This window comes from Mesorhizobium sp. M0189, from assembly GCF_040322135.1.
GTDB lineage: Bacteria > Pseudomonadota > Alphaproteobacteria > Rhizobiales > Rhizobiaceae > Mesorhizobium.
Genome location: NZ_JAMYSW010000003.1, coordinates 62343 through 82292, shown reverse-complemented (window position 1 = coordinate 82292; position 19950 = coordinate 62343). Strand labels below are relative to the sequence as shown.

The 19950-nt window shown below is 63.9% G+C and carries 23 protein-coding genes; 9 read left to right on the top strand and 14 right to left on the bottom strand.

Translation table 11 applies throughout. The features are described 5' to 3' along the window. The first annotated feature begins 156 nt into the window (after window positions 1-156). From NKJ09_RS06115 to NKJ09_RS06105, 3 genes are read left to right on the top strand one after another with little or no spacing between them, the layout of a single operon-like run. Entirely contained in the window at window positions 157-1200 is a 1044-nt protein-coding gene (locus tag NKJ09_RS06115; RefSeq protein ID WP_023721393.1) for a class II aldolase/adducin family protein, read from the top strand. A gap of 1 nt (window position 1201) precedes the next feature. Next, window positions 1202-2503, top strand: a complete 1302-nt coding sequence (locus tag NKJ09_RS06110; protein WP_352494075.1) for an FGGY-family carbohydrate kinase — start codon at window positions 1202-1204, stop codon at window positions 2501-2503. Continuing rightward, window positions 2500-3351, top strand: a complete 852-nt coding sequence (locus tag NKJ09_RS06105) for a TIGR01459 family HAD-type hydrolase (RefSeq protein WP_023721395.1) — start codon at window positions 2500-2502, stop codon at window positions 3349-3351. The genes NKJ09_RS06110 and NKJ09_RS06105 overlap by 4 nt, the downstream gene beginning before the upstream one ends. A 20-nt stretch (window positions 3352-3371) precedes the next feature. On the opposite strand, the gene NKJ09_RS06100 is transcribed toward NKJ09_RS06105, so the two are convergent. The 3 genes from NKJ09_RS06100 to NKJ09_RS06090 all read right to left on the bottom strand — a co-directional run bounded on the left by NKJ09_RS06100 (window position 3372) and on the right by NKJ09_RS06090 (window position 8040). Continuing rightward, entirely contained in the window at window positions 3372-4178 is an 807-nt protein-coding gene (locus tag NKJ09_RS06100) for an exodeoxyribonuclease III (protein WP_023721396.1), read from the bottom strand. A 384-nt stretch (window positions 4179-4562) separates the two neighbouring features. Then, complete coding sequence (locus tag NKJ09_RS06095; protein WP_352481025.1) at window positions 4563-5246, bottom strand: outer membrane lipoprotein carrier protein LolA; 684 nt, start codon at window positions 5244-5246, stop codon at window positions 4563-4565. 133 nt (window positions 5247-5379) lie between these two features. Beyond that, the gene (locus NKJ09_RS06090) at window positions 5380-8040 is read right to left on the bottom strand and encodes an FtsK/SpoIIIE family DNA translocase (RefSeq protein ID WP_352494074.1); all 2661 of its coding nucleotides are present in this window, start codon (window positions 8038-8040) and stop codon (window positions 5380-5382) included. A gap of 136 nt (window positions 8041-8176) precedes the next feature. On the opposite strand from NKJ09_RS06090, the gene NKJ09_RS06085 reads away from it, so the two are divergent. Beyond that, window positions 8177-8326: a hypothetical protein gene (locus NKJ09_RS06085; RefSeq protein ID WP_023722684.1), complete on the top strand. Its 150-nt coding sequence runs from the start codon at window positions 8177-8179 to the stop codon at window positions 8324-8326. A gap of 130 nt (window positions 8327-8456) precedes the next feature. Here NKJ09_RS06085 and NKJ09_RS06080 read toward each other — a convergent pair whose 3' ends face one another. From NKJ09_RS06080 to tesB, 3 genes are all read right to left on the bottom strand, one after another. Continuing rightward, a complete protein-coding gene (locus tag NKJ09_RS06080; RefSeq protein ID WP_352494073.1) occupies window positions 8457-9878 on the bottom strand; it encodes an ammonium transporter in 1422 nt (473 codons plus the stop codon). A 31-nt stretch (window positions 9879-9909) separates the two neighbouring features. After that, window positions 9910-10248, bottom strand: a complete 339-nt coding sequence (locus tag NKJ09_RS06075) for a P-II family nitrogen regulator (RefSeq protein ID WP_023679755.1) — start codon at window positions 10246-10248, stop codon at window positions 9910-9912. 219 nt (window positions 10249-10467) lie between these two features. Next, complete coding sequence (tesB, locus tag NKJ09_RS06070; protein WP_023722686.1) at window positions 10468-11343, bottom strand: acyl-CoA thioesterase II; 876 nt, start codon at window positions 11341-11343, stop codon at window positions 10468-10470. A gap of 100 nt (window positions 11344-11443) precedes the next feature. On the opposite strand from tesB, the gene NKJ09_RS06065 reads away from it, so the two are divergent. After that, on the top strand, window positions 11444-12688 hold the full coding sequence (locus NKJ09_RS06065) for a ubiquinone biosynthesis hydroxylase (RefSeq protein WP_352494229.1): 1245 nt from the start codon (window positions 11444-11446) through the stop codon (window positions 12686-12688). A gap of 187 nt (window positions 12689-12875) precedes the next feature. Here the strand turns inward: NKJ09_RS06065 and NKJ09_RS06060 are convergent, their stop codons facing one another. The 3 genes from NKJ09_RS06060 to NKJ09_RS06050 form a co-directional block, all read right to left on the bottom strand. After that, window positions 12876-13403 carry a hypothetical protein gene (locus NKJ09_RS06060; RefSeq protein ID WP_023722688.1) on the bottom strand — a complete coding sequence of 176 codons (528 nt, stop codon included), beginning with the start codon at window positions 13401-13403 and terminating at the stop codon, window positions 12876-12878. 117 nt (window positions 13404-13520) lie between these two features. Continuing rightward, the gene (locus NKJ09_RS06055; protein WP_031195230.1) at window positions 13521-13877 is read right to left on the bottom strand and encodes a YciI family protein; all 357 of its coding nucleotides are present in this window, start codon (window positions 13875-13877) and stop codon (window positions 13521-13523) included. 2 nt (window positions 13878-13879) lie between these two features. Continuing rightward, on the bottom strand, window positions 13880-14116 hold the full coding sequence (locus NKJ09_RS06050) for a hypothetical protein (protein ID WP_031195231.1): 237 nt from the start codon (window positions 14114-14116) through the stop codon (window positions 13880-13882). A gap of 237 nt (window positions 14117-14353) precedes the next feature. On the opposite strand from NKJ09_RS06050, the gene NKJ09_RS06045 reads away from it, so the two are divergent. Continuing rightward, window positions 14354-14779 (top strand): OsmC family protein, encoded by a 426-nt coding sequence (locus NKJ09_RS06045; protein ID WP_352494072.1) that lies wholly within the window; start codon window positions 14354-14356, stop codon window positions 14777-14779. A 311-nt stretch (window positions 14780-15090) separates the two neighbouring features. Here NKJ09_RS06045 and NKJ09_RS06040 read toward each other — a convergent pair whose 3' ends face one another. Continuing rightward, a complete protein-coding gene (locus tag NKJ09_RS06040) occupies window positions 15091-16050 on the bottom strand; it encodes a helix-turn-helix transcriptional regulator (protein ID WP_352494071.1) in 960 nt (319 codons plus the stop codon). A 180-nt stretch (window positions 16051-16230) separates the two neighbouring features. Between NKJ09_RS06040 and NKJ09_RS06035 the strand changes: the two genes are divergently transcribed. From NKJ09_RS06035 to NKJ09_RS06025, 3 genes are read left to right on the top strand one after another with little or no spacing between them, the layout of a single operon-like run. Next, window positions 16231-16383, top strand: a complete 153-nt coding sequence (locus NKJ09_RS06035; RefSeq protein ID WP_352494070.1) for a hypothetical protein — start codon at window positions 16231-16233, stop codon at window positions 16381-16383. Further along, window positions 16380-16733, top strand: a complete 354-nt coding sequence (locus NKJ09_RS06030) for a hypothetical protein (RefSeq protein ID WP_352494069.1) — start codon at window positions 16380-16382, stop codon at window positions 16731-16733. The genes NKJ09_RS06035 and NKJ09_RS06030 overlap by 4 nt, the downstream gene beginning before the upstream one ends. A gap of 55 nt (window positions 16734-16788) precedes the next feature. Further along, complete coding sequence (locus NKJ09_RS06025; protein WP_352762477.1) at window positions 16789-17271, top strand: hypothetical protein; 483 nt, start codon at window positions 16789-16791, stop codon at window positions 17269-17271. A gap of 9 nt (window positions 17272-17280) precedes the next feature. On the opposite strand, the gene NKJ09_RS06020 is transcribed toward NKJ09_RS06025, so the two are convergent. From NKJ09_RS06020 to NKJ09_RS06005, 4 genes are read right to left on the bottom strand one after another with little or no spacing between them, the layout of a single operon-like run. Continuing rightward, entirely contained in the window at window positions 17281-17916 is a 636-nt protein-coding gene (locus NKJ09_RS06020; RefSeq protein ID WP_352494067.1) for a YceH family protein, read from the bottom strand. Further along, window positions 17913-18725 carry a nucleotidyltransferase domain-containing protein gene (locus NKJ09_RS06015; protein ID WP_352494066.1) on the bottom strand — a complete coding sequence of 271 codons (813 nt, stop codon included), beginning with the start codon at window positions 18723-18725 and terminating at the stop codon, window positions 17913-17915. The genes NKJ09_RS06020 and NKJ09_RS06015 overlap by 4 nt, the downstream gene beginning before the upstream one ends. A 6-nt stretch (window positions 18726-18731) precedes the next feature. After that, window positions 18732-19511: a succinate dehydrogenase iron-sulfur subunit gene (locus NKJ09_RS06010; protein WP_023722699.1), complete on the bottom strand. Its 780-nt coding sequence runs from the start codon at window positions 19509-19511 to the stop codon at window positions 18732-18734. Beyond that, complete coding sequence (locus NKJ09_RS06005; protein ID WP_352494065.1) at window positions 19511-19948, bottom strand: DUF3052 domain-containing protein; 438 nt, start codon at window positions 19946-19948, stop codon at window positions 19511-19513. The genes NKJ09_RS06010 and NKJ09_RS06005 overlap by 1 nt, the downstream gene beginning before the upstream one ends. Window positions 19949-19950: the final 2 nt, after the last annotated feature.

The window sequence follows — 19950 nt, the reverse complement described above, 5'->3', positions numbered from 1 at the left end:
ACTTACTCAACGGGCCTCGGATTGCAAGCGTGATTTGACGCGATAACATCACTGTTGACGTAACTTACTCGCATCTGCGATACCAGCGTCGGTCTTAGTCCCGGCAACGGGCCGTCCAAAGCCGTGGCCACGCGGCCGGTTTGTGGAGGAATTTCGATGACGATCAGTGCGGATGCGCAGGAATTGGCAGCGCTGCGGTCGCTTTCGGCCGTCATCGGCAGCGACCCGCATCTGACCCAGGCCGCCGGCGGCAATACCTCGCTGAAAGCCGGCGACACGCTCTGGATCAAGGCCTCCGGTACCTGGCTGAAGGACGCGCTTACCGCAGACATCATGGTGCCGGTCAGCATCCCGCCATTGCTTGAAGCCATCGAACGGCGCGACCCGGCCGCCGAACAGCCGCAGGCCTTCGCCATCGGCGCCCTCAATCCACGCGGCTTGCGTCCGTCGATCGAGACCACGGTGCATGCGCTGATGCCGCAGCGCATCGTTCTGCATGTCCACTGCGTCGAGACCATTTCGCTGGCAGTGCAGGCCGATTGCGAGGCCGAGATCGCCAGGCGGCTCGATGGCCACCAATGGGCGTATGTTCCTTATCGCCGGCCGGGGCTGCCGCTCGCCCAGGGCATCGCCGAGCGCCTGCGGCCAGGCGTAGACATCCTGATCCTCGGCAATCACGGCCTGGTCGTTGCAGCCGAGACCGTCGCCGCGGCCGACATGCTGCTACGGCGCGTAACCCGGCTCTTGGCGCGGCCGCCGCGCCAGGTGGCAGAACCGGACATCGTGGCGCTGACGGCGCTCGCCGGCGGCAGCGGCTACAGACTGCCGGCCGACGTCGAGGCGCATGCGGTGGCGATCGACCCCGAATGCTGCCGCATGGCGGCAGGGGGCAGCCTCTACCCCGACCACGTCATCTTTCTCGGCGAGGGTTCGGTCGTGGCGAGACCGGACGAGGATGTGAAGCGCGTGATCGAGCGCTGCGGCGCCGCACCCGTGGCGATCCTGTTTCCCGGCCTTGGCGTGCTGATGCGCGGCGACGCCGGCGCCGGCGCCGACGCCATGCAGCGCTGCCTCGCCGACGTGACGGCGCGGGTCGATGTCGCTGCGAAGCTGAATTATCTGACAGCGGCGGAGAATGACGAACTGATCAACTGGGACGCCGAAAAATATCGCCAGAAACTCAATGCCGGAGGCAGCTGACATGCCGCGTTCGTCAAGTCCGCTATCAACTGGCCCGCTTGCCATCGGCATCGACATCGGCACATCCGGCGCGCGCGCCGTCGCAATGCGCCCGGACTTTTCCATCGCCGCGCATTCCGCAATTGCCCTTGAGCGATTTGGGCTGAACGGCCGCGACCCCGCCGTATGGTGGGAGGCGGTCGGCGCGACGTTGGCGGAAGTGCTCAAATGTATCGATCGCGCGGCAGTGCTCTCGATCGCCGTCGACGGTACGTCGGGCACGCTGCTGCCGGTCGACGGCTCCGGGCGGCCGCTGGCCGAACCGCTGATGTACAACGACAAGGTCGCCGACGACATTATTCTGACTGCAATAGCCGGCGCGGCACCGGCAACGAGCGCTGCACTTGGGGCGACGTCCGGTCTCGCCAAGGCGCTGTCTTTCCAGCACCTGCCCGGCGTCGCCACTGTGCTGCACCAGGCCGACTGGATCGCCGGACAGTTTTCCGGCCGCTTCGATGTCAGTGACGAGAACAACGCGCTGAAAACCGGCTACGACGTCGAGGCCCGGCGCTGGCCGGACTGGATCGCGGCGACCGGCATGCGCATGGAATTCCTGCCCCGAATCGTGCGGCCGGGCGATGTCACGGGCACGCTCACCGCCAGCGTTGCGAAAATGTTCGGCCTGCCGCGCGACGTGGTTGTTGTCGCCGGCACCACCGATGGATGCGCGTCGTTCCTGGCGACCGGTGCGACTGCCGCGGGCGCCGGCGTCACCGCGCTCGGCTCATCGCTGACCATCAAGATCCTCTCCGACCGGCCGATCTCGGCGCCGCAATTCGGCATCTACAGCCATAGGCTGGGAAACACCTACCTGGCGGGCGGTGCCTCGAACTCCGGCGGCAAGGTGCTGGCCCAGCATTTCCCCGTCGCCCGCATTGTCGAACTCAGCAAAAAGATCGACCCGGCGACAGAGACCGGCCTCGATTATTACCCGCTGCCGGCGCCGGGCGAACGCTTCCCCATAGCCGATCCGGCGCTGCCGCCCCGCCTCGAGCCGCGGCCCGCCGACGACGCCGATTATCTGAAAGCGATGTTCGAGGGTATTGCGGCGATCGAAGCGCTCGGCTATCGCCGGCTTGCCGAACTCGGCGCACCCCGGCTTACATCGGTCAGGAGCGTCGGCGGCGGTGCGGCCAATCCGGCCTGGACGGCGATCCGGCAGCGCAAGCTTGGCGTCGCTCTCGTGCCGGCTCTTTCGGAGGAGGCCGCCGCCGGCACGGCGCGGCTGGCGCTGATGGGCGCAGGCGCAGCGGGGCTTTTATGACGGCCAAGATAATTCAGCACCTCGACGGCATCGCCGCGCTGGCCGAGCGCTATCAGGTGTTCCTGCTCGACCAATTTGGTGTGCTGCACGACGGCACCAGCGCCTATCCAGGCGCTATCGAAGCCTTGTCGGCACTCAAGCGCGCCGGCAAGACCATCGTGCTGATCTCGAATTCCGGCAAGCGGGCGCAACCCAATGAGCGCCGCCTGCTGAAGCTCGGCTTCGCACCGGGAAGCTGGGACCATTTTGTCTCCTCCGGCGAGGTGGCGTGGCGCTCCTTCCACGAAATGGCGGCATCGGGGACCCTGCGCCCGCAGACAAAATGCCTGCTGATCAGCCGCGATAATGACCGTTCGGCTGTCGACGGCCTGCCCTTCGTCCTGGCCAAGGACGGCGACGATGCAGAACTGGTACTGATTTCCGCCAGCGAGGGCGATCGCTACGACCTCGACCATTATCGCCGGCTTCTCGGTCCGGCGGCGAAGCGCCAGGTGCCGTGCTTCTGCACCAACCCCGACAAGATCATGCTGACTGCCGTCGGGCCTTGCTTCGGCGCTGGCCGGCTGGCCGATCTCTATGAGAACCTCGGCGGCAGCGTCACCCGCATCGGCAAGCCCTATCCGCAGATATTCGAGGCAGCGCTGGCGCTGGCGGGCAACCCGGAGCGCGGCAACGCGGTCTGCGTCGGCGACAGCGTCGAGCACGACATCGCCGGCGGCAACGGCGTCGGCGTCGCGACGACGCTGGTCCTGTCCGGCATATTGGCGGAGACACCTGATCTGGAGACTGTTTTCGCCACGCTGAACGCCCGCCCCGACTACATCGCGGATAGCTTCAGGTTTCGCTGAATTGTTAATGCGAGACAAAGCTAATCGAGGTTGAAACGCCCGATCACCGGCACATGGTCGGAGGGCCGCTCCCAGCCGCGCGCCGGCCGCAGGATTTCATAGCCGGCAAACTGCGGCACCAGGTTTGGCGACGACCAGATATGGTCGAGGCGGCGGCCGCGATTTGACGCCTGCCAATCCTGTGCACGATAGCTCCACCAGGTGTAGAGCTTCTCCTCGTAGGGCACATTGAGCCGCATCAGGTCGACCCAGTCGCCGGCGAGCCGCATCGCTTCGAAATTTTCCGTCTCGACCGGCGTATGGCTGACGACGTTGAGCAGCTGCTTGTGCGACCAGACATCGTGCTCGAGCGGCGCGATGTTAAGATCGCCGACCAGGATCGAGCCGGAAACCTCGTCATGCTCGGCGCGGACGGCGTTCATCTCGGCAACAAAATCGAGCTTGTGCTTGAACTTCCGGTTGACGGCCGGGTCGGGCTCGTCGCCGCCGGCCGGCACGTAGAAATTGTGCAGCAGGATCGCCTTGCCGCCAGCCTTGACGGTGACCGACAGATGCCGGCTGTCGTCGATCTCGCAGAAGCGGCGCTTTTCGACCACCTCGATCGGCCGCCGTGCCACCGTCGCAACGCCGTGGTAGCCCTTCTGGCCATGGAAGGCGATGTGCTCGTAGCCAAGCTTGCGGAACGCCTTCTCCGGAAACAATTCGTCAGGAACCTTGGTTTCCTGCAGGCAGAGCACGTCCGGCGCCTGCTCGACCAGCAGACGCTCGACGATCGGCATGCGCAGCCGGACGGAGTTGATGTTCCAGGTAGCGACGGAAAACGGCATGTGGGGTTCCGGACAACGCAAGATCCGCCGGATGGCCCGACGGAAGTCAATCGCGGAAACTACTGCCAGCCGCGCACCGCAAAAACAAGCCGGCCGCGCCTTGGGGGCGCGGCCCATGACTTTCCAGAAATATCAATACAGGAACCAAGCCCAAGGTGTGCTGAGATTCAGGTCAGGCCGAGTCGGAGTCGAAGACGGGCGCGAAGCGACCAGAATGGTGGATTCCGAGAACCGGAGCGGAGCGTACTTTTGGGTACGTGAGCACCGGCCTACGCCGGCCGTAGCCTTAACTGCCACGACCGCTCATGAGTGCTTTGGCCGGCGAAGGCCGGAAGCGCAGGAAACCGCCGTTGCAGGCCGGCATCACCTGAATATCGACACACCTTAGCGCGACTTGGTGTTCAGTTCCCGGTTGGCCGTATAGTCGATGGCAAAGGTGTCGGGCGCGAAACTGACGCCCTCCTTGGTGTTGAAGATCATCACCGTCGTGTCCTTGCCTTGCGCATCGGTGATGGTCCACTGCCGCAATTCATAGGATTTCGGATCGAACATCATGGTGATCTTCGAATTGCCGAACACCGATTTGTCGGCAAGCTGGATGGTGGTGAGATCGTTTTCTTCCTTAACGCTTCTGACGCGTCCGCCCGACAGATCGATCTTGTCGTCGAGCAGCAGCTTCAGCGGTGTCTTCGACAGCGGGTAGAGGTCGGAGGTCCGCAGCTTCTTGTTGAGGATGACCACCGACTTGCCGTCGGAAATCACCCTGAAATTCGAGGCGCCGTCATAGTTGAAGCGGATCTTGCCCGGCCGTTCCAGAAAGAACTTGCCGCCGGTCTGCTCGCCCTTTGGCCCGAACTGCACGAACTCGCCGCTCATCGATTTGACCGAGGAGAAATGATCGGCGATCTTCTGCGCCGTCGCCGGAACCGCTGCTTGCGCCGACGCCAGCAGCTGGAAGCCGGGCACGACGTTGACGGCCGCGGCACCGGCCAGGACCAGACCGAGGCCGAGCACCTGTCGGCGGGTTGGGGCGAAATCCCTGCTCGGGGCGAAAGATGCGTTTTTCATGCCGGTCACCATCATCTGATTGCTTGTTCGTTATATTGGTCTGGCCCCCCAGTTGGGCTTAAGTTTGGCGGGCGCGCAGCGCTCATCCGTTGCAACGCGCCGAGAGGTTCAAAGTTGCCGGCGCGGGTGCGCTCTAGAACTTGTCGTCCTCCGTCGGCACCAGGATTTCGCGTTTTCCGGCATGGTTGGCCGGGCCGACAATGCCTTCCTTCTCCATCTTCTCGATGATCGAGGCGGCGCGGTTGTAGCCGATGCCGAGCCGGCGCTGGATGTAGCTGGTCGAGGCCTTGCCGTCGCGCAGCACCACCGCGACCGCCTGGTCGTAGGGATCGTCGGAATCCTCGAAATTGCCGCCGTCGCCGCTGCCGCCACTGCCTTTGCCCGACGGCTCATCATCATCCTTGTCGTCATCCTCGGTGATGGCGTCGAGATATTCCGGCACGCCTTGCAATTTCAGATGCGCGACGATCCTCTCCACCTCGTCGTCGGAAACGAAGGGACCGTGCACGCGCTGGATGCGGCCGCCGCCGGCCATGTAGAGCATATCGCCCATGCCGAGCAGCTGTTCGGCGCCCTGCTCGCCCAGGATGGTGCGGCTGTCGATCTTCGATGTCACCTGGAAGGAGATGCGGGTCGGGAAGTTGGCCTTGATGGTGCCGGTGATGACGTCGACCGACGGCCGCTGCGTTGCCATGATGACATGGATGCCGGCGGCGCGCGCCATCTGCGCCAGGCGCTGCACTGCGCCTTCGATGTCCTTGCCGGCGACCATCATCAGATCGGCCATCTCGTCGATGATGACGACGATGTAGGGCATCGGCTCGAGGTCGAGGTTCTCCGTCTCGTAGATCGCTTCACCGGTCTGGCGGTCGAAGCCGGTCTGCACGGTGCGCGAGATTCTTTCGCCTTTTTTCTCGGCCTGCTGCACGCGCGCGTTGAAACCGTCGATGTTGCGGACGCCGACCTTCGACATTTTGCGGTAGCGGTCCTCCATCTCTCGCACGGTCCATTTCAGCGCCACCACCGCCTTCTTCGGATCGGTGACCACCGGCGTCAGAAGATGCGGGATGCCGTCATAGACCGAGAGTTCCAGCATTTTCGGATCGATCATGATCAGCCGGCAGTCCTGCGGCGTCAGCCGGTAGAGCAGCGACAGGATCATGGTGTTGATGGCGACGGACTTGCCCGAGCCGGTGGTGCCGGCGACCAGCACGTGCGGCATCTTGGCGATGTCGACGATGACCGCCTCGCCATTGATGGTCTTGCCCAGCGCCAGCGCCAGCTTGGCCTTGGTGGTCTCGAAATCGCGGCTGGCCATGATCTCGCGCAAATAGACGGTCTCGCGCCTGGCGTTCGGCAATTCGATGCCGATGGCGTTGCGGCCAGGCACCACGGCGACACGGCAGGCGATGGCGCTCATCGAGCGGGCGATGTCGTCGGACAGGCCGATCACCCGCGACGATTTGATGCCGGGCGCAGGTTCCAGCTCGTAAAGCGTGACGACCGGACCCGGGCGCACATGGATGATTTCGCCCTTGACGCCGAAATCCTCCAGCACGCCCTCGAGCAGGCGGGCGTTCTGCTCCAGCGCGTCCTTCGACAGGCTGGCGTCGCGCACCACGTTCTTCGGTTCCGACAGGAAATGCAGTGACGGCATCTCGAATTTTTCCGATCCGATCAGCGAGGTCTGCGCCTCGCGCTGGACCCGGGCGCCGGGTGCCGGCCGCGGCGCCGGCGCCTCGACGCGTGTCGCCGCATCGGAACGGAAGTTCTGCACCTTCGCCGTCGGCGCGGCGCGGCGTTGGCCGGCCGGCTCGGGCGCGAAATCCATGTCGTCGTCATTGTCGTCGTTATCGAAGACATCGGCATCGTCGGGGTCGATCGAGGCACTGCGGTCGTTGACCATGGCGGCGAAGAATTCCGGCTCGACGCGGGCGCGCCCGCCCGGGCTCATCCGCGCCTCGGCGAACTCGGCCGATTCGACCCGTTCTGCCGCCCGCCGCCAGGCGCTGGCCCGCGGCTCCATCTCCGGCTCGAAATCGTCGCGCTCGCGCCGGCGCGCGGCGCGGCGACGCAGATAGGCCCGCAGCGACAGCCACCAATGGGTGATGGCGCCAAGCGCCAATATGCCTTCGTCGCCCTCGTCCTCTTCATTGTCGAAAAGCAGGTCGTCCTGCGGATCGGCAGCAGTGGGCTGATCAAGCACGGCAAAGCCGTTCTTGCGTGAAATCAGCGCCGAACCATACAGAAACAGCCCCAGCGCCGGTGCTGCAAGGAGCACGGCAAGCACGCTGGCGACGAGGCCGGTCGGATAGCCGCCGATGACCAGGCCGGGAATGTTGAGCACCATGTCGCCAAAGACGCCGCCGAGGCCGGTCGGCAGCGGCCAGGTCTTGGGCGGCACCACGCAGCCGGCAATTGCCGCGCCAAGCAGCGAAAACCCGAACCAGGCCAGCGCCCGTTTCGGCAGCCGGTCGACGCCGCGCGCGGTAAACAGCAGAAATCCCCAGATCACCGCCGGCACCAGCGCCGCAACGGCGGCGAGTCCGAAGAACTGCATGGCAATGTCGGAAAAGACGGCGCCGGCATAACCCATTGCATTGGTGACGATATTATCGGTGGCGTGCGAGAAGCTCGGATCGGCGACGTTCCAGGTGGCAAGGGCGGCGACGCCGAAGCCAACCAGAGCAAACAGCCCGGCACCGACCAGCCGCCCGACCTGGCGCCTCGCGAACGCCCGGATGCCGTGCCCCGTATCGGCCAGCGCAAGCGGTGCTGAAGCCCCTGAACGCATGCTCTTCCTCGTCTGTCGTTGCCCGGCCGGGCGCGGACGCGCAACACGGCAGATTCGGCTGTCAGACTAGCGGCGGGAAGGTTAAGGGCGCATTAACCATGGGCAGCCTGCGTCTGCGGAACGGGCGCAGGATGTCATGCCTGACTTCCTGTTCAAACGCGGCGGTGATCCTGCGACAGGCATTGGCAACCACGCTGACTCGGCGAAAATGGCGGGCACGCTGGAGCCGCTGCGGCAGATGTTTCACGCCGCCGACGGATCGAGCACCTTGATCAAGCGATCGTGATCGAGCCGTCACGGCCATCCGCGCACAAAAAGAGGCCCGGAAGATTTCCGGGCCTCAAGGCGTGAGCCCTTGCGGGAGCATCACGACGGGATGGGACGTCGCGAGGCGGCCGAGGCCGCCCCGGACGAGCTTACGGGTGATAGGCCACTTCGCCGTGCGAGGTGAGATCGAGCCCTTCGCGCTCTGCATCGGCTGTCGGACGCAGGCCGACGATCAGGTCGACGATCTTGTAGAGGATCGCGCTGCCGATACCCGACCAGAGGATTGTCACCAGCACACCTTTGAACTGCGACATCAGCTGGGTGGCCGTGCCGGCGTAGCCGGCGGCGAAGTCGGCTGTCGAGTAATCGACGATGCCGGCGCCGCCGAGAGCGGGATTGACCAGGATACCGGTGCCGAGCGCGCCGATGATGCCGCCGATGCAGTGGATGCCGAAAACATCGAGGCTGTCGTCGTAGCCGAACTTGTTCTTCACCACCGAGACGAAGAAGTAGCAGACGCAAGTGGCGACGAGACCGAGCACGATGGCGCCCATCGGTCCGGCAAAGCCGGCGGCAGGTGTCACGGCGACGAGGCCGGTGACAGCACCCGAAACGGCGCCAAGCATGGATGCTTTGCCGCGCAGCAGCGTTTCAAGCACGATCCAGGCCACTGCCGCCGCCGCCGTGGCGACAAACGTATTGACCATGGCCAGCACGGCATAGGCGTTCGCTTCCAGGTTCGAACCGGCATTGAAGCCGAACCAGCCGACCCACAGCAGCGAGGCGCCGACCATGGTCAGCGTCATCGAGTGCGGCGCCATGACGTCCTTCTGGTAGCCGATACGCTTGCCGATCATCAGCGCGCCGACAAGGCCGGCAATGCCTGCATTGATGTGAACGACGGTGCCGCCGGCGAAGTCGATGGCGCCGAAGCCGAAGATGAGACCCGACGGATCGCTATAAGCGCTCGGGCCGCCCCAGAACCACACCATGTGCGCGATCGGGAAATATACGAAGGTGACCCAGAGGATGGTGAAAAGGATCACGGCGGAGAACTTGATGCGTTCGGCGAAAGCGCCGACGATCAGGGCAGGCGTGATGCAGGCGAAGGTCATCTGGAAGAGAACGAACACCAGTTCGGGAATGGCCACGCCCTTGGTGAAGGTTTCGGACACCGTCGTCACGTCGACGCCGGCCAGAAACATCTTGGAAAGGCCACCGACGAAGGCGTTGCCGGGGGTGAAGGCCAGGCTGTAGCCGTAGAAAACCCAGACGATCATGACCACGCTGGTGATGGTGAAGACCTGCATCAGCACCGACAGCATATTCTTGGCGCGAACCAGGCCACCGTAGAAAAGGGCAAGGCCGGGAATGGTCATCAGCAGCACCAGAATAGTGGAGATCATCATCCACGTCGTGTCGCCCTTGTCGACGGTGAATGCCGGCGCCGCTGCCGGTGCTGCCGGAGCCGCTTCCTGAGCGAACGCAGCAACCGTGCCCAGTGCAGCGAGAGCGAGCGAACCCAAAACGGCCGCGCGTCCCGTTATCTTCAAGGTGGAAGGAATATTCATTGAACTCTCCATTGGAATACGTGTCCGCGGCTCAAAGCGCGTCGGTGTCTGTTTCGCCGGTGCGAATGCGCACCGCCTGGTCGATGCCGAAGACGAAGATCTTGCCGTCGCCGATCTGACCGGTCTTGGCCGCCGCGGTGATGGCTTCGACGGCCTTGTCGACCATGTCGACGGCGACCGCGACTTCGATCTTGATCTTCGGCAGGAAGCTGACCGCGTATTCCGCCCCGCGATAGATTTCCGTGTGCCCCTTCTGACGTCCGTAGCCTTTTACTTCGGTGACGGTCAGGCCTTGGATGCCGACTGCGGTGAGCGCCTCGCGCACCTCGTCGAGCTTGAACGGCTTTATGATTGCCATCACGATCTTCATAAGGTTTCACCCTTTGCTGTTGCGGGTCCCCGCGTTTGCACGACTTCGCCGATCCCCATGAGAGCCGGAGAGTGCCCGCTAGGATTCAAGCTCCGTGCCAATTGCCGAAGCAGGGTGTTAAGCTGTTGTTAAACAACGAAATCGGGAAGGTTTGTCGGCTGCCTGTTCACAGTCGCGTCAATGCAAATGATTAAAAAATAGGCAAAATTCGAAAAATGCCTACTCGGCAGGCGGCCGCTTCAGCCGGATGAGTCCTTCTTGGGCAACCGAGGCGATCAACGTGCCGTCGCGGGCAAACAGCGAGCCGCGGGTAAAGCCACGCGATCCTTGCGTCGACGGGCTGTCCTGCGTGTACAGCATCCAGTCGTCGAGCGGGTGGCTGCGATGGAACCACATGGCGTGGTCGAGGCTCGCTGCCTGGATGTCGCGATCGAAAATGGCGCGGCCGTGGGCAAAAGTCGAGGTGTCGAGCAACGTCATATCGGAGAGGTAAGCGAGCACGGCCGCCTGCGTGGCGCGGTCGGCCGGCACCGGGCCGGTGGTGCGGATCCAGATGTTCTGCTTCGGCTCGAGCTTTTCCCGGCTGGTGTAATGCTTCAGCATCACCGGCTTCATCTCGATCGGCCGGTCGCGCTCCCAATAGCGCTTGATGCCGTCGGGCACGGCTTCGCCGAACTTGCCCAGCAATTCGCGCTGCGACAGCAATGTGTCGGGCGCCGGCACGTCCTGCGGCATCGGCACCTGATGTTCCAGGCCGACCTCATCCTGCTGGAATGAGGCTTCCAGCGAAAAGATCGCCTGGCCGTGCTGGATCGCGACGACGCGGCGCGTGGTGAAGGAGCCGCCGTCACGGATGCGGTCGACCTCGTAGATGATCGGCACCTTGGTGTCGCCCGGTCGCATGAAATAGCCATGCAGCGAGTGCACATGGCGCTCGGCCTCGACCGTTCGCTGCGCGGCGACAAGCGCCTGGGCGATGGTCTGGCCGCCGAAGATGCGCTGCCAGTCGAGCTTGGGGCTGCGACCGCGATACAGGTTGTGTTCCAGCTGCTCGAGGTCGAGAATGCCGAGAAGCTCGTCCATGGCTGCCGTCATCTTGACCTCGCCGCAAAATTACCATGGCGGTTTCCGACAGGAACAGCGGGCAGTCAAGGGCGGAATGCCCGGCGACAGTCAGGCTGCGAAAGGAATTGCCATGGTCGACAGCAAGAATTCGCTCGACGTTCTGGTCGCCGGCGCCGGCTATATCGGCCTGGCCGCCGCCGTGTCTCTGAAGCAGGCGCGGCCGAGCCTCGCCGTTGCCGTCGTCGACGCAGCACCCGCCGGCGTCTGGCAGAAGGACGGCCGCGCCTCGGCGATTGCAGCCGCCGCGTGCCGCATGCTCGACCAGCTCGGCGTCTGGAACGAGATAGCGCCGGAGGCGCAGGCGATCACCGAAATGACCGTCACCGATTCGCGCACAACGGATCCGGTCCGTCCGGTGTTCCTCACCTTCGACGGCGAGGTCGCGCCCGGCGAACCCTTTGCGCATATGGTCGCCAACAAGGATTTGAACGGCGCCTTGCGCCGGCGCGCCGAACAGCTCGGCATCGGCATCATCGGGGGCGTCGCCGTCCGCGCCTTCGATACCAACGGCGCCGGCATCACCGTGCATCTTGCAGATGGCGCGACGCTTAAGGCGCGGCTGCTGGTCGCCGCCGACGGCGTCAACTCGAAGCTGCGCGACATGGCCGGCATCAAAACGGTGAAATGGGAGTATGGCCAGTCCGGCATCGTCTGCACGGTGGCGCATGAGCGGCCGCACAACGGCCGCGCCGAAGAGCATTTTCTTCCGGCCGGCCCCTTTGCCACGCTGCCACTCAAGCCGGGCAAGGACGGCACCAACCGTTCGTCGATCGTCTGGGTCGAACGGTCGCAGGATGCCGAAAAGCTGGTCGCAGGCGACACCCTGATCCTGGAGTATGAGCTCGAGCACCGCTTTGGCCTCAAGCTCGGCGAAATCCATATCGCCGACAAGCCCCGCGCCTGGCCGCTCGGGCTGACCATTGCGCGCGCCTTCGTCGCGCCGCGCATCGCCTTGGCCGGCGACGCCGCCCACGGCATCCACCCGATCGCCGGCCAGGGCCTCAATCTGGGCTTCAAGGACGTGGCGGCACTTGCTGAGGTGGTGGTCGAGGCCGACCGGCTCGGCCAGGACATCGGCGCGCTCGACGTGCTTGAGCGCTACCAGCAATGGCGGCGCTTCGACACGGTGCAGATGGGCATCACCACCGATGTGCTGAACCGGCTGTTTTCCAACGATTTCGGCCCGCTGCGTACGTTGCGCGACGTCGGTCTTGGCCTTGTCGAACGCATGCCGCGGCTGAAGGGGTTCTTCATCCGCCAGGCGTCAGGTCTGTCCGGCGACACGCCGAAGCTGTTGAAGGGCGAGGCGATCTGATCCATCTCACAGACATGCCAGGATGTGTTGAGATTCAGGTCAGGCCGAGCCGGAGTCGAAGACGGGGCGCGAAGCGACCAACAGTGGCTTCCGAGAACCGGAGCGGAGCGTGCGTTTGGGTACGTGAGAATAGGAAGCGCAGGAAGCCACCCTTTGCAGGCCGGCATCACCTGAATATCAGCACACCCTAATTGACCTCGAAACCGAGCTTCTGGCGCAGCCGGAGCATGCGCTGGTCGGAAATCTGCTGGCTTTGCCCGCCGACTTCCGTGACACGGCTGACCATCTGTAGCAGATCGTTCCTTTCAGCCGCGTCGAGGCGTTCGCGCAGGAACGGTGCCAGCTTGTCGATGACGACCGTGGCATCGTCGATTTGCGAGGCCGCCCATTTGGCGTAGATCACCGCTTCATCGGTCTGCTTTTTGTCGGCAATCTCCGAGATCACCGATCGAATGGCAGCTTCGCGTTGCGGCAGCACCGGACCATGCTCGGAAACAATGGCGGTGATCAGCGTCGCCGCCGCCACGACCGGATCGTCGATCGCCGTCAACGGCGAGAGCGCCGCCTGCTTGCGCAGTTTCTTGCGGCGGACATTGCCCTGGACGCGGCCAACGACGTCGGCAACCTCACGCGCCGCGTCGTTCATGGTCTTCAGCCGGTACCACCAGAACGCCGCTGCCCCCAGCAGGCCGATTGCAGCAATCAATATATGCATGCCCAAGATCCCCAATCTCAGGCGACGATAAGAGAAGTGTCGTTTCGCTTCAACACGCAAAAGTTGCGCCAATTGAAGAAAACGAAAGCCTGCGCCAGTCGCCGGCCGCCGACATCTCTACGACCCCGGCACATTGTAGATCGCCCGCACCTCGATCGTGCCGATTTCTGCCAGCGGAATGCCGCCGGCGATCTCCAGCGCCTCGTCGACGTCCCCGGCCTCGATCATGACGAAACCGAGCAACTGCTCCTTGGTCTCGGCGAAGGGGCCGTCCGTGACCAGCCGCTTGCCTTTGCGCCGGCGCACGGTTTTCGACGTCTGCACCGATTGCAGCGCCTGCGCGATGATCAGCCGGCCGCTTTGTGCCACCGACCTGTCATAGGCCAGCGAATCGGCGTCGAGCTTGGCCAGCCTCGCAGGCGTCATTGCGTAGAGATCTTTTTCTTCGCCGTAGACCAGGCAAACGTATTTCATCTTTACCTCCATTCCTGGGTTGAAGCGGCAGCCGAGGCTAGGGAAATCTCGGCCGGGCCTTTGCCCGCTGTATGATCGAGCCCCGCTGCATAATCCAGAAAGGACACCGCAATCCCGATAATGGCAATCGCCGCAAGCAGCCGGCCGAAGCCGGAAGGCGGCACGCGCGACCAGTCGGCTTGTTGTTCACCGGCCCTGTGGCTGGTGTTTGTCCAGTGAGCAGAAAACAGATTGTTCATGTGGTCCTCCATCCGGCCACCAATTCTATGGCCGCCCGCAGGACGGTCGGGGCAGATGGAAGTCGACATTTTTGCACGCATATTTTTTTCGCGATTTTTTCCCGAGCGATTTTTTGCTTGACCATGATGTGTCACGCTGCCGCCGATACGAAAGCGCGGGTGGCCTTCGCTCCAGCGCGCGCTATAGTCGACTGGATGCCGATCACGGGCTCAATCACGACAATCAAGGAGGAATTGATGGACCGCACCGCCAACGCCGTTTGGAAAGGCAGTTTCAAGGAAGGCAAAGGCACGCTCGAAACCCAGAGCGGGACGCTGAAAGGTACGCCCTATTCTGCCAAGATGCGTTTCGAGGACGAGAGCGGCAAATCCGGCACCAACCCGGAAGAGCTGATCGCCGCCGCCCATGCCGGCTGCTACGCCATGCAGCTTTCGCATTTCCTCGCCGAGAACGGCACTCCGGCTGCCGAGCTCGACGCCAAGGCCGTGGTAACGCTGGTCCCCGGCACCGGCATCACCGGCAGCGCGATCACGCTGGTCGGCAAGGTGCCGGGCATCGATGCCGCCAAGTTCAAGGAACTGGCCGAAAAGGCCAAGGCCGAATGCCCAGTCTCGAAAGCGCTCGGCGCCATCAAAGTATCGCTCGACGCCAGTCTCGGGTGAGCCGTAAGCAAACCTGCATCGAACAGCCGGTCGATGATTGGCGACAGCATAGCGGCCATCCGATCTCCCTTGCGGGGGGCTGGCAGGATAGAGGGAAGATCGCGGCTTTATTCCAGCTTGGGTTGCTCGCCCCACGACAGTGGGGAGAGGTGTCTCGGCGAAGCCGAGACGGAGAGGGGAACCGCGCTCTATGACGCCCCCTCTCGGGCGGCGTCGCGGCCACCTCTCCCCCGCTTCGCGGTGGGCGAGGAACCCAGTCTTGAGAGTCGGGGGCCCCACGGGCTCCCATCATGCCCGGGCGTAACCCAATGTCAGTTCTTTAAGGCCGCAGCGCGCACGTCCGACGGCGTCGCGTCATAGCGCCGGCGGAACGCCCGGTTGAAATAGGAAAGGTCGTTGAAGCCGGCATCGAAGGCGATTGCCGTGATGCTGCGGTCGGCATGAGAAGGATCGCCCAGCATGCGATGCGCGCGCACTAGCCGCTGGCGCAGCATGAAGTCCGACAGCGACGTGCCTTCGCTCTCGAACAGTTTTCGCACATAGCGGGCGCAGAGATGGTGGCGGGCGGCGATGTCTTCGGCCGACAGCTCGCCGTGCCCGCCATGGGCGAGGATATCGGCCTTGATGGCGCGCAGTCGCGCCACCCGCACGCCGCGGCCACGCGCAATTTCGGCGGCATCCCTGGTCGCCCCCATGGCAAGCGCGGCAAGGTCGAAAATGTGAGTCGCGGCCAGCTGCCAGGTTTCCGGCGTCAGCGCATCGTCTGCATCCTGGATCGACTGGACATAGTCGAGCAGCAGCCGCATCGCCCCGCTCGTGGTCGGCAACGGCTGCATAAGCACCGAAGCCGGATCGCCGATCAGCGGCGAAAGCTGCCTCAGCGAGAAGCTCATATTGACGAAGCGCATGCCGCCGGGCTGGATGAGGTTGAGGCCGACCTCTTCGCCGCTCATCATCAGCGCCCGGCCGTTGCCGATCGGTTCCTCGCGGCCGCGATGCTTCATGACGCTCGCGCCATCGAGCGCCGCCAACAGGATGAGATCGTCGCTGTCGATCAGCGGCATCGAGTGATGCGCCCGGAATTCCGAGGAAGTGCCGGTGGCAATGCCGAGGCCGGGCAGCGCACGCACTTTCATGTCGACACGCGTCGGTGCGAGCGGATCGAGCTCGACCTTGAGGACCGTGCGGCCGTAGACCTCGCGCATCACCTCGACGCGATCTTGCTCCGGAAACGCGTCCGTCATCAGCCTGAACGAGGTCGTCGCATTCATCGGCATCCCCCAGCCCGAGAGCGCGCTGATATGCGCCGAGCCCCCTGAAACGTCAATACAGGGCCGTTTAGGCCGTTTTTAGGGCCGTCTCGTCCAAGCCGGCTTGTCTCATCGGACGTAGTTTGCAGCCCGTTTCCAAAACCGGAAATCCATCGGCAATGACCACCACAAGGGGGTTCGATGTATCACCTGCAACTGCTCAGGACGCTGTCGGCGCTCGCCTCGGCGGGCTTCAATCCGCGCGTCTATCTCCTGTCGCTTGCGCTCGGAAAAACCGCCACCGATCATCGCGACCTGAAGCTGCCGCCGCGCATCAGGGAGCGTCAGCCATGAGCCTGCGATATGCTTTTTTGGCGGCGCCGATGCTGTGCCTTGGCCTTTCCGGCTGCGTCGGCCTCAATCCGATTTCCGCGGCTGTCGGCCTCGGCGGCATGGCGGCGGCAAACTCCATCGGCATGGCGCAATCGGGTGTCATCAGCCCGCAGGAGCAGGCGAAATATGCCGGCATGTCCTGTGCCGAGTTGCGGCAACAGGCCGCCGGCTACGAGGAGGCCAGGAACCATGGGCCTTCGCCGAAGAAATATGGCGGCATGGCACCCCCCGGCAAGATGGCGATCGTCAACAATGTCATAGCCACGCGGCTTGCCCATCTGCACAAGCTTATCGCGAACAAGGGATGCTGACCGGCTCCTCACCCGCGCGCCTGGCGGTTTTTGTCACACTGGCGGGCCTGACCGGTTGCCGGCCGTCGGCCCGGCCGATGCCGCCGGCCAAGGCAAGGGGCGGACAGCCCGTTCGCGCCAGGGCTCGATACCACCAGCACTTGTCGGCAAATGGGGCTTTGCAGTCGCCAGCGGCGATTATTGCACGACGCTCGGCCATTGTGCGCCGGGCAGCGGCGGCAGCATCTCCTTCACCTTCAGCGCCAACGGGCGCACGCAATATGCGCTGTTCGAATCCTCGCTGGTCGACGGCTGCGGCCAAATCCAGTCGCTGACGCTGAAGACGGGCACGACGACCGTGCACGGCTCGACGCTGGTCTTCACGCCTAAGGCCGGAACCTACAAATCCGTCAATGGCTGCCGGCCCGATCTGACCGGCACCTGGAAGTTCGGCGCCGGCGACCTGAAGCCGGTCTCGCTGAGTTGGCAGCTGAATGGCCGGCAGTTGCGGCTGGTCGATCCGGGGGGCGAGGCGAGCGGCGTCTACAGCAGGAGGTGAGGTCGCGATTCAGTGCCCCTCCCCGGTCAGCGCGTCGAGGCGGGCGCGCAATGCCGCGACCTCCTGCTCGAGGGCCTGCACGCGCATTTCCAGATCCGAGGCCGGCAAGGGCAATTGCTGGGGCGCCGCGGCAGCCGACAGCTGCACCGGCCCGCTGAGCAGTTGGACATAACGGTCCTCGCGCTGGCCCGGGCCGCGGTCGATCTGCTGCACCAGCGGCGGCCTGCGGCCGATCAGCAGATCGAGATTGCCGCGGAGCTCGTCGATCGACGGCAGCCGCGCCATGCGCTCGCTTCGTGCCAGCAATTCATAAGCCGTCTGCGGGCCGCGCAGCAGCAACAGGCCGAGCAGCGTGATCTGCGCCGAGGTCAGGGAAAAGCGCTGCGCCACGACATGCTCGTAGCGCTCGACGCGCGACGCGAACACCTGCCTGACCAGGCCCTTCTGCTCCAGCTGGCCAAGCGCCCGCCTGACCTCGGCCAGCTCGACCGACATCACCGGCTCGCGCGCCGTCTTCTGGTTGGCCGCGGCAAGTGCCGCATTGAGCGTCAGCGGATAGACGTCGGGCGTCAGCTCCTTCTTCTCGATCAGGCAGCCGAGCACACGCGCCTCGATGGGGAAGAGGATGGGAAGCTCATCGCTCATTGAAGTTCAGCCTCCCGGCGGTAAAAGTCGGTTGCAAGGACACGGTTTCGCGCCTGGCGGGCTTCATCCCGGATCACGCCGGCAAGGTTCATTTCGTGGTGACCATAGCGCGCCTCAAGATAGCGCGCGATCGCCGTCGGGATGAGACCGGTCCCCATTTCCCGCGTCTGGCTTTTGCGGTCGATCAGGCTGCGGATTTCATCGCTTGCCTGCGCTGGCATCTCGATCTGGTCGATGCACTCGCCAAGGTTCATCGGCGGTAGACCGGCGAGGCCGCGCTGCTCCATCCAGTCCAACGCGACCAGTGGTCGAATGAGATAGAACAGCTTCTTCAGCTTCACCTCGCCGGAAAAGCTGCCGATCTTGGCAACATGTGAACGCGCCAGGCCGAGATAGTGACGCGCTACTTTTGCCGGATCGACGATCTCGGCAAGCAGGTCGAGAAGGCGCCGCCGAAATCCCGTGACCTCTTCGTAGACGATTGATGATTTTGCCCATTCGACGATGACGGCATTGCCGCCGAGCCCGAGCAGCAAGGCCTTGCGCAGATCCCAGCCACCGGCATCGATCTCGCCTTCGATGGGAAATTCGATCACGTCGCGTGCCTGTTCCAACACAAGGTGATCCGATGCCGGCCTGACATAGACGAAACGGCAGTCATAGTCGCTGTCGGGAGACGGGAACCCCCAGGCGCGGCTGCCGTTTTCGATGGCGAACAGGATCGTCACGCCTTGCGTTCGCACGACATCGAGTCGCGCCCGGATCGCCGCGACGGCGTCAGATGAAAAATCGGCAGGTAGCTGCTTCATCTGCTGCTAAACCCGTCGCTCCACCATCATCTTCTTGATCTCGGCGATCGCCTTGGCCGGGTTGAGCCCTTTGGGGCAGGTCTGGGCGCAGTTCATGATCGTGTGACAGCGATAGAGCCGGAACGGGTCTTCGAGATTGTCGAGCCGCTCGCCCGTTGCCTCGTCCCTGGAATCGATCAGCCAGCGATAGGCCTGCAGCAGCGTCGCCGGGCCGAGATAGCGCTCGCCGTTCCACCAGTAGCTCGGGCAGGAGGTCGAGCAGCAGGCGCACAATATGCACTCGTAGAGCCCGTCGAGCTTTTCGCGGTCCTCATGGCTCTGCAGCCATTCCTTGGCCGGCTCGGGCGACACCGTCTTCAACCACGGCTCGATCGAGGCGTGCTGGGCGTAGAAATTGGTGAGGTCGGGCACAAGGTCCTTGACCACTTGCATGTGCGGCAGCGGGTAGACCTTGATCGCGCCGGAAATGTCGTCGCAGCCCTTGGTGCAGGCCAGCGTGTTCGACCCGTCGATGTTCATGGCGCAGGAGCCGCAAATGCCTTCGCGGCAGGAACGGCGCAGCGTCAGCGTCGGGTCGATCTTGTTCTTGATCCAGAGCAGCGCGTCGAGCACCATCGGCCCGCAATCGTCCATGTCGACGAAATACGTGTCCATGCGCGGGTTCTCGTCATCGTCCGGCGACCAACGGTAGATGCGGTATTCGCGCAGGTTGGTCGCGCCCTCCGGCTTCGGCCAGGTTTTTCCGGCCATGATCTTCGAGTTTTTCGGAAGCGTGAGTTCGACCATTATCTCAGGTCCTTTCGGATGACGAGCTTCAGCCCGGACCAGATCCCGTTTATGGCGGCGACCTTGACGTCGACGAGGTCGAGCTTCAGCGCCTCGGGGCGGATAACGTCCTCGGTGACGTCGGTCGGCACTTTCGATGCCTTCTTTGGCCACGACACCCAAACCATGCCGTGCCGCTTAATCGCCGCTTCTACGTCGCCAAGACGGTCCTCGATTTCGACACGCCGCCGGGCGAAAGCATGCACGGCATCGTATTTCTCATGAACGCCAGAGATCGCCGACCAGTCAGCCAGCCGGTCGACGTGGGCAAAGTCGACGGCGTCGGTCAGATCGTCGAGTTCGGGCGGCAGGGCGACGAAGGCGGCAATCATCCCGTCCTTCAGGCCGAGCTTGGCCGGAAGGGGCGTGCCGGAATATCCAGCTGCCGCCAGCGCCATGA